Source organism: Mesorhizobium sp. M0208, from assembly GCF_040322015.1.
GTDB lineage: Bacteria > Pseudomonadota > Alphaproteobacteria > Rhizobiales > Rhizobiaceae > Mesorhizobium.
Window position 1 is genome coordinate 13748 of record NZ_JAMYSP010000001.1, and the last position, 14442, is coordinate 28189.

Genomic DNA, 14442 nt, shown 5'->3' on the forward strand with positions numbered 1-14442 from the left:
CCGGAACTCCGACATGTGTTCAGCCGCGCCGATAGATCCAAAGCTGCGTCGGCGGAATGTTGCGGATGACGAAATGGAAATGCTCGACCGTATAGTCGCCGCGGCCGGGCGGGATCGGCGACAGCGGCCCGTAAGTCAGTTGCACGATCGGCCGGCCCGCCGGGATGCGGTCGAGCAGGCTCTCGACATAGGCGATGCGCTGGGCGACCGGGAAATTGAGCAGAGGCACGCCCGATATCACAGAATCGAAGATCAGGTCGCACCTGTCGCCAAGCGTCGCGTCGAGATTGAAGGCGTCGCCCTCGATGACGTTGACGCCTGGATAAAGCTGACGCAGATGGCGCACGAAATCAGTGGCATATTCGACTGCGTAGAGATTCTCAGGCTTTATGCCCTGCGCGAGAATGGCGCGTGTGATGACGCCTGTGCCGGGCCCGACCTCGAGCACCGGCAGGCCGGATTTCGGATCGACGATCGAGGCCATCTTGCGCGCGGTGACGGAACTGGTCGGGACGATCGAACCGACCGCCTTCGGCTTGTCGATCCAGCCCTTGAAGAACTTCAACTCGTCGTCGAACTTTTCCGCCAGCGTCTTTCGCAGTCCGGGACTACGCGTCATCGAAAGTCCTCCTCAACGCTCCCTCGCATGCTACTTAACAGCTACGAGGTGCAAGACAAGGCGAATCCCCGGATAAGGTGTTGATGACGCTCGGGAAGCGTTTTCCAGGGATCAGCTTCGGTGCTCGCCGAACGTTTCGAAAAAGTCCTTCATGCGGGCGAAAAATCCGCTCGACTGAGGCGAATTGTCCTTTGAGGAAAGCTGCTCGAATTCTTCCAGCAATTCGCGCTGGCGGCGCGAAAGGTTCTGCGGCGTCTCAACCACGGTCTGGATGTAGAGGTCGCCAATATTGGGCTGGCGCAGCACCGGCATGCCCTTGCCCTTGAGGCGGAACTGGCGACCGTTCTGGGTGCCTTCCGGCACCTTCACCTTCGTCTGGGTACCGTCCAGTGTCGTCACCTCGAACGAGCCGCCAAGCGCTGCCGTTGTCATCGAGATCGGCACCTTGCAATAAAGATCGGCGCCGTCGCGCTGGAAGAATTCGTGCGGCTTGACCGCGAGGAATATGTAGAGATCGCCGGACGGGCCGCCGCGTAGGCCGGCCTCGCCCTCATTGGCCAGCCGGATGCGGGTGCCGTCCTCGATGCCGGCAGGGATGTTTACCGACAGCGAGCGCTCCTCGGTGACACGGCCCTGGCCGGCGCATTTCGGGCACGGATCCTTGATGGTCTGGCCGCGCCCCTGGCATTGCGGGCAGGTGCGCTCGATCGAGAAGAAGCCTTGCGTGGCGCGCACCTTGCCGTGGCCGTTGCACATCGAGCAGGTGACGGGCTGGGTGCCGGGCTTGGCGCCGCTGCCGGAGCATTCCGAGCACGAGATCGAGGCCGGCACGCGAATCTGCGCGGTCTTGCCGGAAAATGCCTCCTCCAGCGTGATTTCCATATTGTAGCGCAGGTCGGCGCCGCGCTCGCGGCCGCCGGACGAGCGGCGCTGGCGCCCGCCCATCATGTCGCCGAAAATGTCTTCGAAAATGTCGGCGAAGCCGCCGGCGCCAAAGCCCTGCGCCCCGCCATTCATGCCGCCGTGCTCGAAGGCCGCGTGGCCGAAGCGATCATAGGCGGCACGCTTTTGCGGGTCCTTCAGCGTTTCGTAGGCTTCGTTGATTTCCTTGAACTTGTGCTCGCAGGCATGGTCGCCTGGGTTGCGGTCGGGATGGAACTGCATGGCCAACTTGCGGAAAGCGCTCTTGAGCTCCTTCTCGTCGGCGCCCTTTTGCACGCCCAGCGTTTCGTAAAAATCAGCTTTCATGTTTTCCCGCAGTCCGGATAGTCAACGTCTTGAAGCATCGTTGCGTCGTTTGCCGGCACGCTGTTCCGATTTAGGTGTGATGGAGCCGCGATGCCAGTGTCTACGAGGCTTTGTCCGCATTTTTTCGGGGAGCTCCGCGTTTTTCTGGCAAAGGGTTGCAAAAAAGCCCGGCTGCGCGCCGGGCTTTTTGCTTACCTTTACCGTCAGGCGGTTCAGGCCGACTTCTTCTTCTCGTCGTCCTCGTCGATTTCCTCGAAATCGGCATCGACGACGTCGCTGTCCTTGGCGGCGTCAGCCTTGGCGTCGGCCTCGGCGGCTTCCTTCTGCGAAGCCTCGTACATGGCCTGGCCGAGTTTCATCGAGACTTCGGCGAGCGTCTGCGTCTTGGCCTCGATCTCGGTCACATCGTCGCCTTCGGCAGCGGTCTTCAATGCCGCGATCGCATCGGCAATCGCCGTGCGGTCGGCCTCGGAAACCTTCTCGCCATATTCCTTCAGCGACTTCTCCGAGGAATGCACCAGCGCCTCGGCCTGGTTGCGGGCCTCGACCAGCGCGCGCCGCTTCTTGTCCGCTTCGGCATTAGCCTCGGCGTCCTTGACCATCTTCTCGATGTCGGCGTCCGAAAGGCCGCCAGACGCCTGGATGCGGATCTGGTGCTCCTTGCCGGTGCCCTTGTCCTTGGCCGAGACGTTGACGATGCCGTTGGCGTCGATGTCGAAGGTGACCTCGATCTGCGGCACACCGCGCGGCGCAGGCGGGATGCCGACCAGATCGAACTGGCCGAGCGCCTTGTTGTCGGCGGCCATTTCACGCTCGCCCTGGAAGACGCGGATGGTCACCGCCGACTGCGAATCCTCGGCCGTGGAAAACACCTGGCTCTTCTTCGTCGGGATCGTCGTGTTGCGTTCGATCAGCCGCGTAAACACGCCGCCCAGCGTCTCGATGCCGAGCGACAGCGGCGTCACGTCGAGCAACAGCACGTCCTTGACGTCGCCCTGCAGCACGCCGGCCTGGATGGCGGCGCCCAATGCAACAACTTCATCCGGGTTGACGCCCTTGTGCGGCTCCTTGCCGAAGAACTGCTTCACGATCTCCTGGATCTTGGGCATGCGGGTCATGCCGCCGACCAGGACGACTTCGTCGATTTCGCCGGCCTTCAGGCCGGCATCCTTGAGCGCCGCCTTGCAGGGATCGATCGTGCGCTGGACGAGATCCTCGACCAGGCTCTCGAACTTCGCCCGCGTCAGCTTCAGCGTCAGGTGCTTGGGGCCGGTGGCATCGGCGGTGATGAAGGGCAGGTTGATTTCGGTCTGCGTGGTGGAGGACAGCTCGATCTTGGCCTTTTCAGCCGCTTCCTTGAGGCGCTGCAGGGCGAGCTTGTCGTTCCGCAGGTCGATGCCCTGTTCCTTCTTGAACTCGGCCGCCAGATATTCGACCAGGCGCATGTCGAAATCCTCGCCGCCGAGGAAGGTGTCGCCATTGGTCGACTTCACCTCGAACACGCCGTCGCCGATTTCGAGCACCGAAATGTCGAACGTGCCGCCGCCAAGGTCATAGACGGCAATCGTCTTGCCTTCCTTCTTGTCCAGTCCATAGGCAAGTGCGGCCGCCGTCGGCTCGTTGATGATGCGCAGCACTTCGAGGCCGGCGATCTTGCCGGCATCCTTGGTCGCCTGGCGCTGGGCGTCGTTGAAATAGGCCGGAACGGTGATGACCGCCTTCTCGACCTTCTCGCCGAGATAGGCCTCCGCCGTTTCCTTCATCTTCTGCAGGATCATCGCCGAGATCTGGCTGGGCGACTGCTTCTTGCCGCCGGCCTCGACCCAGGCATCGCCATTGTCGCCCTTGACGATCTTGTAGGGGACAAGCTTCTTGTCCTTCTCCGTCACCGGATCGTCGTAGCGGCGGCCGATCAGGCGCTTGACCGCGAAAATGGTGTTTTCAGGATTGGTGACCGCCTGGCGCTTGGCCGGCTGGCCGACGAGGCGCTCGCCGTCGCTGTTGATGGCGACGATGGAAGGGGTCGTACGGGCGCCTTCCGCATTCTCGATGACCTTGGATTCCTTGCCATCCATGATGGCGACACAGGAGTTGGTTGTTCCCAGATCGATACCGATTACTTTTGCCATTGTTCTAATCTCTCCGCTAAGCAGGCTCTCAGGACCCGTACAGGCGTTCCGACGAAAGCCCCTGTTCACAAGAAATTCCGCTCCGGCAACCGGCATTCGGCGCTGGACGGCTTGGCGCGTATATAAGAACAGGCTGCGTGGCGCGCAAGCATTCTGCGCAAGGCTTTCACCATTCATCGCGGTTGATCGGATCCGGGACCGGCAGGCCCGTATTTTCCGGCGGTGATCCAGCCGGCCCGGCCCCGGCCCATGAACCTTTCTGCCTCGCCCCGCGACAGACGCTCAGGTGCCGCGCGGTGCGGCCCCGGAAAGTAAAGCCCCATGACCACAGATCCAGAGGCTCCATGGTCTCAGGGAACAGCAGGAGCTCAGCGCGACCTTCGCCTTCCCATGACCTGTGGGGGGAGATCCATGTCTTGCGGCCACGGGGCGTTCGTGCGCTCTCGTGGCGGCCGTTTGCGCCGCGCCATCCAGGCTGCCAGCGGATTGTCGATCTTGGCGCTCGCCGCTGGGCTGAAGAAGCCCGATCTGCAGAAGGTGAAACAAGGCAACCGCAAGCTCTTCCTGCCACGGACGGCCAGGCCGCGGCGCCATTCGAACTGAACTCCAAGGCCGTGCACTGGAAAGGCCTTGGAGGAAAGGTCTGCACCAGAAGAGAAGTGGCTCGCACCGCTTCTCGCCTTCTGCGCGGACGCCGGATTCCTGTCGACAAGCGGCGCCGAGATGATTACGCCGAAGGGGTCTCAACAACGGGAAGCGGACATGGCTCAAAAAACCCTGATCGCGCCATCGGTGCTGGCGTCCGATTTCTCGAAGCTCGGCGACGAGGTCGAGGCGGTGACGGCCGCCGGCGCCGACTGGATCCACCTCGACGTCATGGACGGGCATTTCGTCCCGAACATCACCTTCGGGCCACCGGTGATCAAGGCGATCCGCAACCGCACCAAGGCCTTCTTCGACTGCCATCTGATGATCGCCCCGGCCGATCCTTATCTGGCCGCCTTCGCCGACGCCGGCTGCGACGGCATCACGGTGCACGCCGAAGCCGGGCCACATCTCGACCGGTCGCTGCAAACGATCAAAAACCTTGGCAAGAAGGCCGGTGTGTCACTCAACCCCGCGACACCGGAGACGATGATCGAATACGTGCTTGACCGGCTTGATCTGATCCTGATCATGACGGTCAATCCGGGGTTCGGCGGCCAGGCCTTCATTCCGGCGATCGTCGACAAGGTGAAGCGGGTGAAGGCGCTGATCGGCGGCAGGCCGATCAGGATCGAGATCGACGGCGGCATCTCGCCCGAAACTGCGCCCCTGGTCACTGCCGCCGGCGCCAGCGTGCTGGTCGCCGGTGCGGCCATCTTCAAGGGCGGCAGCGTCGAGGCCTACCGGGCAAACATCGAGGCAATCAGGATAGCGGCGGACAAGGCGGCCGGCTGACCGCCGCCGTCCGGCCGGAGACGCCGCTCGGGCTAAACATGAGCAACCATCTGTTTGATGCTTTCCGTGCCCGGATGCCCGCGCGCGGACGCCTTTTGATGGAGGCAGAGGACGGGCGCTCGATCAGCTATGGCGATATGCTGGCGCGCTCCGCTCAACTGGCGCATGCGCTGTCGCGGCTGGGCGTCGAAGCCGGCGACCGCGTCGCCGTTCAGGTCGAGAAGAGCCCGCAGGCCATTTTCCTCTACCTCGCCTGCCTGCGTGCCGGCGCGATCTTCCTGCCGCTCAACACCGCCTATACGCTGACCGAGCTCGATTATTTTTTCAGGGATGCCGAGCCGCGACTGGTCGTCTGCGAGCCGGCGCGAGTGACCGAGATCGGCGCTTTGGCGCAGGCCTCGGGCGCTGCGGTCGCGACACTCGGCAGCCAGGGCGAGGGTTCGTTGACCGATCGCGCCTCTGAGGCGGCCGTGGACTTTCACGATGTGGCGCGCGGGCCGGACGACCTTGCTGCGATCCTCTACACGTCCGGCACCACCGGCCGTTCGAAAGGCGCCATGCTCAGCCACGAAAACCTCGCCTCGAATGCGCGGGTGCTGGTCGACCTCTGGCGCTTCACCGCCGCAGACGTGCTGGTTCACGCGCTGCCGGTTTTCCACACGCATGGCCTTTTCGTCGCCACCAATGTCGTCCTGATGGCCGGCGCCTCGATGCTGTTCGAAACCAAATTCGACCCGGCCCGCATCGTCTCGCTGCTGCCGCGCGCCACCGTCCTGATGGGCGTGCCGACCTTCTACGTCCGCCTGCTGCAGCAGGACGGTTTGAACCGGCAAGCGGCGAAAAACATCCGCTTGTTCATTTCCGGATCGGCGCCGCTTTTGGCCGAGACGCACAGAGCCTGGCGAGAGCGCACCGGCCACGCCATCCTCGAGCGCTACGGCATGACCGAGACCAACATGAACACGTCGAACCCTTACGAGGGCGAGCGGCGTGCCGGCACGGTTGGCTTCCCGTTGCCCGGCGTCTCCCTGCGCATCGCCGATCCCGACGGCGGCGAAACACTTGCCCGGGGCGAGGTCGGCATGATCGAGGTCAAGGGCCCGAACGTCTTTTGCGGCTACTGGCGCATGCCGGAAAAGACCAGGGCCGAATTCCGTGACGATGGTTTCTTCATCACCGGCGATCTGGGGCTGATCGATGCCGACGGCTATGTCCACATCGTCGGTCGCGGCAAGGACCTGATCATTTCGGGCGGCTACAATATCTATCCAAAGGAAGTCGAGAGCGAGATCGACGCGCTGCCTGGTGTTGCCGAAAGCGCTGTCATCGGCGTCGCCCATCCGGATTTCGGCGAAGGCGTCACCGCGGTCGTGGTGCGGGCGCCGGGCTCGACCATCAGCGCCGCGGGGCTCATCGAGGCCATCGCCGGGCGCCTCGCCAGGTACAAGCATCCGAAACGGGTGATCTTCGTCGACGAGCTGCCACGCAACACGATGGGCAAGGTGCAGAAGAACCTGCTGCGCGAAACCTACAAGGACCTCTATACGTCCAAAGCCGGCTAACCCTAACGAGCAGGGCTGGTTGCAAAAACCCTGGCGCCATCGATCCACACGCTTTTAATGTCCACATCGTCCGACAGCGAAACGATGTTGGCGGCGGTGCCTTTGGCGAAACGCCCGAGCCAGTGCGACTGGCCGATCGCTTGCGCCGGATAGAGCGAGGCCATGCGCAAGGCCTCGTCGAGGTCGAGACCGACGACGCGGTGCATGAAGCGCACCGCGGAAATCATGTCGAGATCGGCGCCCGCCAGCGTGCCGTCGGCAAGTGTCAGCCTGCCATCCTTGCGGTGGATGGTGCGGCCGTTCAGCGTGAACGAGGTCATGTCGGTGCCGATCGTCGCCATGGCGTCGGTGACGAGCAGGATCTTGCCCGGCCCCTGCTTGGCACGCAAGGCGATGGCCATGGTGGCCGGATCGACATGGATACCGTCGGCGATGATGCCGGCATAGAATGTGCCGGTATCGATTGCCGCGCCCGCCAGCCCTGGCTCGCGATTGCCGATCTGGCTCATCGCATTGAACAGATGGGTGACCACCGTTGCGCCGGCCTCGGCAAAGGCGCGAGCCGTGGCATAGCCGGTATCGGAATGGCCGATGCTGACGACAATGCCGGCTTTGCTAAGTGCCGACACCTGGCCGGGCTCGACGGATTCGGGCGCCACCGTCGTCAGCAGCACGGGCAGGTTTTTCCGTGCGGCGATCAGCATCGCCTGGTCGGGGCCTAGCATCGGCCGGATCAGGGCCGGGTCATGCGCGCCCTTGCGGGCGATCGAAAGATGCGGCCCTTCAAGATGCAGGCCCAGGAACCCTGGCATCTTCCTCCGTGCCGCCTCGGCTCCGGCCGCAACCGCGGCGGCGGTGATCTCGGACGTGTCGGTGATCAGCGTCGGCAACAGCGCCGCCGTGCCGAAGGGTGCGTGCGCCCGGCAGATGGTCTCGATCGTGGCGACGTCGGGATGGTCGTTGAGCATGACGCCGCCGCCACCATTGACCTGTAAATCGACGAAGCCAGGCGCCAGCATGCCGCCACCAGTCTCGATACGCGCAACACCGGGTGGAATAGCCCCGGCGGCAACGATGGCCTCGACGAGGCCGTCGCGCACGACAAGCGCCGCATTGTCGTGCCAGTCGTCGCCATCGAAAATCCGGGCGCCGGTCAGGGCAAAGCGATCGCTCATAGCGTTTCCGTCACCTTGCGCAGATTGGGCGGCGTGTCGGGGTCGAGGCCGCGATGGCGGGCAAAAGCCTCGACGAAACCATAGAACGACACGATCAGCGTCAGTGGATCGGTCAGCGGATGACCGGTTGCGACATGCGGCAGCGGCTGTGCGCTCCTTGCCTTGTTCGACGTCACAAAGACGGCGGCGCCCTTGCCGGCCAGGCTGTCGGCGGCATCAGCCACCGACGGTTCGGACGCATCGCGAGCAGCCAGAGCCAGCACCGGGAAGCCGGGACCGACCAGCGCCAGCGGGCCGTGCATGACCTCGGCGGCACTATAGGCTTCCGCGTGCATGGCGCAGGTTTCCTTGAATTTCAGCGCCGCCTCGTTGGCGATCGCCGCCGACGGGCCACGGCCAAGGATGAACAGCGATTTCGGCGTCTCGAGTGCCGCAGCCAGCGCCATCCAGTCGCACGCGATCGCCTTGCGAAAATGCTCCGGCAGGCGGGCAAGTGCTGCCAGAAGTTTGTCGTCGCCGGTGCAATGCGCCATCAAGGCGAGCCCTGCGACGGCCGAATTGACGAAGGTCTTCGTCGCCGCAACGCTGCGCTCCGGTCCGGCCAGGATGTCGATCGCGTAATCCGAGGCTCGCGCGAGCGGCGAATCGGCAGTGTTGGTGATGGCGACGGTCAGCGACCCGCCGGCCCGCGCCGCCTGCGCCATTGCGACGATGTCCGGGCTCTTGCCGGACTGCGAGATCGCCAGGCAGGCCGAGCCGCCCAGCTTCAGCTTGGCGCCATAGATCGAGGCGATCGACGGGCCGACCGATGCAACCGCCAGCCCGGCGGTCAGCTCCACGGCATATTTCATGAAGGTCGCGGCATGGTCGGACGAACCGCGCGCCACGGTGACGACGAAATTCGGGTCGCGCTCGCGAATGTCGCGCCCGGCCTCGGTCAGCACCGCGGCCGAGCCGTCGAGCAGGCGCGCGGTGGCCTCCGGGATCTCGTCGATCTCGCGCCGCATATGGGTAATTGTTGCGCTCATGACCGGCCCTCTTCGCCCGGCCCGCTTAGCCGGAGTTCGGCGACAAAATCATAGGCGTCGCCTCTGTAGATGGAGCGGGTGAACTCGATCACCTTGCCGCTCGCCAGATAGGAGATACGCTCGATATGCAGCCCGGCAATGCCTGGCGGCACTTCGAGCAGATGCGCATCGCCATCGCCGAGATTGGTGGCGGAAATGCGCTGCACCGCCCGCACCGGTCTGTTGCCGGTCTGTTCCAGCGCCGCGTAGAGCGACGAACCGATCGCCGCCGGATCGGGCAGCACGCTTGTTGATAGCGAGGCGCGCTCGATCGCCAGCGGCGTGTCGTTGGCAATGCGCAGGCGCGCCACGCGCGCCACCAATTCGTTCGATGCCAGGCCGAGCACCATCATCTCGTCGGGCGACGGCGGATAGAGGCCGCGGTCGAGCCAGGCTGAACGCACCGCCATGCCGCGCCGCGCCATGTCTTCGGTAAACGAGGTCAGCATCGACAGCGACTGCTCGACGCGCTCCATGCGCGGCGCAACGAAGGTGCCGGAACCATGGCGCTGGACGAGGATGCCGCCCTTGACCAGGTCCTGCACCGCCTTGCGCACGGTGACGCGCGAAATGTCGGCCTTGCTGGCGATGTCGCGCTCGGAAGGCAGCGCATCGCCCGGTCCGATCAGCCCGCGTTTGACCGCATCCTCGATGCTCTTCCTCAGCTGCAGATAGAGCGGCGCGCCGCTTTGCGACGATTGTTTCAGCGCCGTGAATATCTGGTCGGCGGCCTCGCTCATCGCGCTGTCTCCGCCGTGTTTGCGAAAATCCGAACCGCCATCTGCACCGCGCCGCCCAGCGCGTCGTCGAGCGGCGGTTTCAGCAGCGCCCGGTAGCGGGCCGACAGGCGCGGCGCGTAAAGCGGCGCCAGCCCGCCGAGCAGGCAGAGCGGATCGTCGCCGCCCAGGTCGAGTACGCCAAGCGCTGCCTCGACATCGGCGACCGCCTTGTCGAGGATCCAGATAGCGACGACGTCGCCTTTTTCGGCGTGTTCGAACACCTTGGGCGCGAAGCCGCCGAAATCGCCGGGCTTGGCGTTGGTGGTGAATTCGACCACATCCTCGGGATTGTTGCGGAAGATGGCGAGCATGGCCTGCGTCAGCGGCGAGCCTTCGCGGATGCCGTCATAGGCGAGCAGCGTCTGCTCGAGCAGGTCGCGGCCGATGCGGGCGCCGCTGCCCTGGTCGCCGACCTGGAACCCCCAGCCGCCGATGGCGCGCGACTTGCCTTGTCTGCGCGCCATATAGGCGGTGCCGGTGCCGAGGATGGCCATGGCGCCGTCGCCGGAGCCGACCGCACCTTCCAGCGCGATTTCGGCGTCGGTCTCGACACGGCTGATGCGGAACGGCAGGATCGCTTCGAGCTGCTGCCTATAGGTGCCGACATTGGCGCCGGCCAGGCCGAGAACGGCCGGCGTTTGCGGGATCAGTGCGGGATCCCTGCCCGCGGCGACAAAGGCCTGCTGCGCCGCATCGACGATGTTCGTCCTGGCGCCGGTGAGATCGGTGCGGATGTTGGCGGCGCCGCTTTTGGCGCGGCCGAGGACGCTGCCGTCGGCCGTTGCAAGGGCCGCCCTGCAGCTGGTGCCGCCGCCATCGATGCCGAGCACGAATTTCACGCGATTTCTCCTCGGGGCGGATAATACCAATAAAATACCAATAGCCAAGGGTTAATTTCCATTTCAAAAAAGTTAAGGCCTAGTTTGTTGAGAAATCAGCGGATTTCGTCTGCAGGCCTATCCCGACGCAGGGATTTCATTAATGCGTGTGGACAAGTGGTATTTTTTTGGTATTGTTTTCTGGATTGGAGGACAGCGGATGGCCGAAACGCGCACCGAAGCGCTTCACCGCAATGCCGAGGGACTGGACATCCAGGCCCCGGACGCCATCCTTTCCTCTTTGGCCAACGCACAGATCGAGGCCGCCAAGGCCGTACGCGGCGCCATTCCTGCCATTGCCGCGGCCGCCGAAATTATCGCAACCCGGCTGAAAAGCGGCGGCAAGCTCGCCTATGCGGCCGCCGGCAGCTCGGGCCTGATGGCATTGGCCGATGCGCTGGAACTGCCGGGCACTTTCGGTATCCAGCGCGACCGCATCGCCATCCTGATCGCCGGCGGCGACGAAGCTTTCAGGACACTGGCCGGCGGGCCTGAGGATGACCTTGACGAAGCTTCGGCAGCGGTCGCCGCCGCCGGCATCGGCAGTAGCGATTGCCTGATCGCCGTCTCGGCCAGCGGCTCGACACCTTACGCTGTCCGGGCGATCGAGGAAGCCAGGCGCCGCGGTGCGGCGACGATTGCCGTCGCCAACAACAGGGATGCGCCGCTGCTGCGGCTGGCCGACATCGCCATCCTGCTCGAAACGCCGCCGGAGCTGATTGCCGGCTCGACGCGCATGGGCGCCGGCACCGCCCAGAAGATCGCGCTCAACATGCTGTCGACGCTGGCCGCCATCCATCTCGGCCATGTCCATGACGGCTACATGGTCAACCTCATGGCCGACAACATCAAGCTGCGCGACCGCGCCGCACGCATCGTCGCCGCCGTCAGCGGGCGCGACAAGGACGAGGCGGCGCGCCTGCTCGAAAAGAGCGGCGGCGTCGTCAAGACCGCCATTCTGCTCGCCGCCGGCGCCACCAGCGCCGACGCGGCCGAGAAGATACTGGAAGGGACCGGCCACAAGCTGCGGCCAGCCCTTTCCGCGATCGAGGGGAGCAAGGGGCGCAATGCCTCTGTTCTCATCAAAACCGAACCTGAAAAAGGTCAACAGGGAGACTGAGCATGACAACGAAGCTACTGACGGCACTTCTTCTCGGCACCAGCATTCTCGGCTCCGCCGGGGTGGCTTACGCCGACGACGTAACGCTCAACATCGAGAGCTGGCGCGGCGACGACCTTGCCATCTGGAAGGACAAGCTGATCCCGGCCTTCGAAGCCAAGAACCCGGGCATCAAGGTGGTGTTCGCGCCGTCGGCGCCAACCGAATATGACGCCGCCCTCGGCGCCAAACTCGCCGCCGGCTCGGCCGGCGACCTGATCACCTGCCGCCCGTTCGACAAGTCGCTGGAGCTCTTCAAGAAGGGCAACCTCGCCGACATCTCGACCCTGCCCGGCATGGATAACTTTTCCGACGTCGCCAAGGCCGCCTGGCAGACCGACGACGGCAAGTCGAGTTTCTGCGTGCCGATGGCCTCCGTCATCCATGGCTTCATCTACAACAAGGACGCCTTCGACAAGCTCGGCATCAAGGTGCCGGAGACGCGCGACGAATTCTTCGCCGCGCTCGACAAGATCAAGGCCGACGGCACCTACATCCCGATGGCGATGGGCACCAAGGACCTCTGGGAAGCGGCGACCATGGGCTACCAGAACATCGGCCCGAACTACTGGAAGGGCGAGGAAGGCCGCCTGGCGCTGATCAAGGGCGAGCAGAAGCTGACTGATCCGCAGTGGGTCGAGCCCTTCAAGGAACTGGCCAGGTGGAAGGACTATCTCGGCGACGGCTTCGAGGCGCAGACCTATCCGGACAGCCAGAACCTGTTCACGCTCGGCCGCGCCGCCATCTACCCGGCCGGCTCGTGGGAGATCGGCCTGTTCAACACGCAGGCGCAGTTCAAGATGGGCGCCTTCCCGCCGCCGGTGCAGAAGGCCGGCGACACCTGCTACATCTCCGACCACACCGACATCGGCATGGGCCTCAATGCGGCCTCGAAGAATGCGGATGCGGCCAAGACCTTCCTGTCCTGGGTGGCCTCGCCGGATTTCGCCACCATCTACGCCAACGCGCTGCCGGGCTTCTTCAGCCTGAACAACACCCCGGTGAAGATGGAAGACCCGCTGGCCCAGGAATTCGTCTCCTGGCGCGGCAAGTGCAAGTCGACGATCCGCTCGACCTACCAGATCCTGTCGCGCGGCACGCCGAACCTCGAAAACGAGACGTGGGTTGAATCGGCCAACGTCATCAACGGCACCGACACGCCGGAAGCTGCCGCCAAGAAGCTGCAGGACGGCCTCGACAGCTGGTATAAGCCGGCGAAGTAAGAGCGCGGCGAAGCGTTGTCTCCCCCCTCGATGGGGAGATGTCGCCGAAGGCGACAGAGAGGGTCGGTCGAGGCAGGCTGCGGCTTGATCGCTGCTGGAAAGCACGGTCGAAACCACGATGGCGGGCCGCATCGGCCGACCCCACCCGCCTCGCTGTGCGAGGCACCCTCCCCTCGAGGGAGAGGAGGCGCCGCGCCCTTTGACGGCAATTGCAAGACCTGATCCGGGGACCGAATGCATGGCCGCAGCACCGAAAAGACCGTTCCGTTGGCATATCGGCGTTTTCCTGGCGCCGGCGTTGCTGGTCTATACGGCGATCATGATCCTGCCTCTGGCCGGCACGCTGCAGCTTTCCTTGTTCCGCAACATCAATCAGTCGCAGGTCTTCGTCGGACTGGAAAATTTCCGCATGCTGTTCGGTGATCCCAACTGGTCGGTCAATTTCTGGAACGCCCTCAGGAACAATGTCTGGTTCTTCGTCATCCATATGCTGGTGCAGAACCCGATCGGCGTCCTATTGGCCGCACTTCTGTCCAGCCCCAGGCTGCGGTTTTCCGCCTTCTACCGCACGGCGATCTTCGTGCCGACGATCCTGTCCTTCGTCATTGTCGGCTTCGCCTGGAAGCTGATCCTGTCGCCGCTATGGGGCGTGGCGCCGCATATGATGGACCTTGTCGGCCTGAAAAGCCTGTTCACGCCCTGGCTCGGCAAGGCACAATATGCGCTGACCGCGCTCAGCCTGATCTCGGTGTGGCAGTTCGTCGGCATCCCGATGATGCTGATCTATGCGGCACTGCTGTCCATTCCCGAAGAGGTGATCGAAGCGGCCGAATGCGACGGCATTACCGGGATGGCGCAGTTCTGGAAGATCAAGCTGCCGCTTATCCTGCCGTCGATCGGCATCATCTCGATCCTGACCTTCGTCGGCAATTTCAACGCTTTCGACCTGATCTACACCGCGCAAGGCGCGCTGGCCGGGCCGAACTATTCAACGGATATTCTCGGCACCTTCCTCTACCGCGCCTTCTTCGGTTTCCAGCTGCAGGTCGGCGATCCCAACATGGGCGCGGCGATCGCCACGATGATGTTCCTGATCATCCTCGGCGGCGTCTGCGTCTACCTGTTCCTCGTGCAGACGCGCTTGCGTCGCTACCAGTTCTGAG

Annotated in this window: 13 protein-coding genes; 6 read left to right on the forward strand and 7 right to left on the reverse strand. The window is 64.1% G+C overall.

Going from position 1 to position 14442, the window contains the following annotated elements; all coding sequences use genetic code 11:
• Positions 1-19: 19 nt before the first annotated feature.
• From pmtA to dnaK, 3 genes are all read right to left on the reverse strand, one after another.
• Positions 20-619 (reverse strand): phospholipid N-methyltransferase PmtA, encoded by a 600-nt coding sequence (gene pmtA, locus NKJ17_RS00075; RefSeq protein ID WP_352686209.1) that lies wholly within the window; start codon positions 617-619, stop codon positions 20-22.
• Positions 620-730: 111 nt separating this feature from the next.
• Positions 731-1867, reverse strand: a complete 1137-nt coding sequence (dnaJ, locus tag NKJ17_RS00080) for a molecular chaperone DnaJ (protein ID WP_254815727.1) — start codon at positions 1865-1867, stop codon at positions 731-733.
• Positions 1868-2079: 212 nt separating this feature from the next.
• Entirely contained in the window at positions 2080-3996 is a 1917-nt protein-coding gene (dnaK, locus tag NKJ17_RS00085) for a molecular chaperone DnaK (protein WP_023679851.1), read from the reverse strand.
• A gap of 411 nt (positions 3997-4407) precedes the next feature.
• On the opposite strand from dnaK, the gene NKJ17_RS00090 reads away from it, so the two are divergent.
• The 3 genes from NKJ17_RS00090 to NKJ17_RS00100 all read left to right on the forward strand — a co-directional run bounded on the left by NKJ17_RS00090 (position 4408) and on the right by NKJ17_RS00100 (position 6998).
• On the forward strand, positions 4408-4599 hold the full coding sequence (locus tag NKJ17_RS00090) for a hypothetical protein (RefSeq protein WP_352507078.1): 192 nt from the start codon (positions 4408-4410) through the stop codon (positions 4597-4599).
• 159 nt (positions 4600-4758) lie between these two features.
• Positions 4759-5436, forward strand: a complete 678-nt coding sequence (rpe, locus tag NKJ17_RS00095; RefSeq protein WP_352686213.1) for a ribulose-phosphate 3-epimerase — start codon at positions 4759-4761, stop codon at positions 5434-5436.
• A gap of 38 nt (positions 5437-5474) precedes the next feature.
• Positions 5475-6998 carry a malonate--CoA ligase gene (locus NKJ17_RS00100; protein WP_352507076.1) on the forward strand — a complete coding sequence of 508 codons (1524 nt, stop codon included), beginning with the start codon at positions 5475-5477 and terminating at the stop codon, positions 6996-6998.
• 2 nt (positions 6999-7000) lie between these two features.
• Here NKJ17_RS00100 and nagA read toward each other — a convergent pair whose 3' ends face one another.
• From nagA to NKJ17_RS00120, 4 genes are read right to left on the reverse strand one after another with little or no spacing between them, the layout of a single operon-like run.
• The gene (nagA, locus tag NKJ17_RS00105; protein ID WP_352686216.1) at positions 7001-8173 is read right to left on the reverse strand and encodes an N-acetylglucosamine-6-phosphate deacetylase; all 1173 of its coding nucleotides are present in this window, start codon (positions 8171-8173) and stop codon (positions 7001-7003) included.
• Positions 8170-9201 (reverse strand): SIS domain-containing protein, encoded by a 1032-nt coding sequence (locus NKJ17_RS00110; RefSeq protein WP_352686219.1) that lies wholly within the window; start codon positions 9199-9201, stop codon positions 8170-8172. The genes nagA and NKJ17_RS00110 overlap by 4 nt, the downstream gene beginning before the upstream one ends.
• A complete protein-coding gene (locus NKJ17_RS00115; protein ID WP_352507073.1) occupies positions 9198-9980 on the reverse strand; it encodes a GntR family transcriptional regulator in 783 nt (260 codons plus the stop codon). The genes NKJ17_RS00110 and NKJ17_RS00115 overlap by 4 nt, the downstream gene beginning before the upstream one ends.
• The gene (locus NKJ17_RS00120) at positions 9977-10858 is read right to left on the reverse strand and encodes a glucosamine kinase nucleotide-binding domain-containing protein (protein ID WP_352476905.1); all 882 of its coding nucleotides are present in this window, start codon (positions 10856-10858) and stop codon (positions 9977-9979) included. Before NKJ17_RS00120 ends, NKJ17_RS00115 begins: the two co-directional genes overlap by 4 nt.
• Before the next feature lie 199 nt (positions 10859-11057).
• Here NKJ17_RS00120 and NKJ17_RS00125 point away from each other — a divergent pair, with 199 nt between their 5' ends.
• The 3 genes from NKJ17_RS00125 to NKJ17_RS00135 all read left to right on the forward strand — a co-directional run bounded on the left by NKJ17_RS00125 (position 11058) and on the right by NKJ17_RS00135 (position 14441).
• Positions 11058-12017 carry an N-acetylmuramic acid 6-phosphate etherase gene (locus tag NKJ17_RS00125; RefSeq protein ID WP_352686222.1) on the forward strand — a complete coding sequence of 320 codons (960 nt, stop codon included), beginning with the start codon at positions 11058-11060 and terminating at the stop codon, positions 12015-12017.
• Between the two features lie 2 nt (positions 12018-12019).
• Positions 12020-13279, forward strand: a complete 1260-nt coding sequence (locus NKJ17_RS00130; RefSeq protein ID WP_352686225.1) for an ABC transporter substrate-binding protein — start codon at positions 12020-12022, stop codon at positions 13277-13279.
• A 238-nt stretch (positions 13280-13517) separates the two neighbouring features.
• Positions 13518-14441, forward strand: a complete 924-nt coding sequence (locus NKJ17_RS00135; RefSeq protein WP_352507070.1) for a carbohydrate ABC transporter permease — start codon at positions 13518-13520, stop codon at positions 14439-14441.
• Position 14442 lies beyond the last annotated feature (1 nt).

What these genes read in the sequence shown, in the direction of transcription:
- rpe (WP_352686213.1), top strand. Translation starts at nt 4,759, where the DNA reads ATGGCTCAAAAAACCCTGATCGCGCCATCGGTGCTGGCGTCCGATTTC.
- nagA (WP_352686216.1), bottom strand. Translation starts at nt 8,173, where the DNA reads ATGAGCGATCGCTTTGCCCTGACCGGCGCCCGGATTTTCGATGGCGAC.
- NKJ17_RS00100 (WP_352507076.1), top strand. Translation starts at nt 5,475, where the DNA reads ATGAGCAACCATCTGTTTGATGCTTTCCGTGCCCGGATGCCCGCGCGC.
- NKJ17_RS00130 (WP_352686225.1), top strand. Translation starts at nt 12,020, where the DNA reads ATGACAACGAAGCTACTGACGGCACTTCTTCTCGGCACCAGCATTCTC.
- NKJ17_RS00135 (WP_352507070.1), top strand. Translation starts at nt 13,518, where the DNA reads ATGGCCGCAGCACCGAAAAGACCGTTCCGTTGGCATATCGGCGTTTTC.
- NKJ17_RS00090 (WP_352507078.1), top strand. Translation starts at nt 4,408, where the DNA reads ATGTCTTGCGGCCACGGGGCGTTCGTGCGCTCTCGTGGCGGCCGTTTG.
- NKJ17_RS00125 (WP_352686222.1), top strand. Translation starts at nt 11,058, where the DNA reads ATGGCCGAAACGCGCACCGAAGCGCTTCACCGCAATGCCGAGGGACTG.
- pmtA (WP_352686209.1), bottom strand. Translation starts at nt 619, where the DNA reads ATGACGCGTAGTCCCGGACTGCGAAAGACGCTGGCGGAAAAGTTCGAC.
- NKJ17_RS00115 (WP_352507073.1), bottom strand. Translation starts at nt 9,980, where the DNA reads ATGAGCGAGGCCGCCGACCAGATATTCACGGCGCTGAAACAATCGTCG.
- NKJ17_RS00110 (WP_352686219.1), bottom strand. Translation starts at nt 9,201, where the DNA reads ATGAGCGCAACAATTACCCATATGCGGCGCGAGATCGACGAGATCCCG.
- dnaJ (WP_254815727.1), bottom strand. Translation starts at nt 1,867, where the DNA reads ATGAAAGCTGATTTTTACGAAACGCTGGGCGTGCAAAAGGGCGCCGAC.
- dnaK (WP_023679851.1), bottom strand. Translation starts at nt 3,996, where the DNA reads ATGGCAAAAGTAATCGGTATCGATCTGGGAACAACCAACTCCTGTGTC.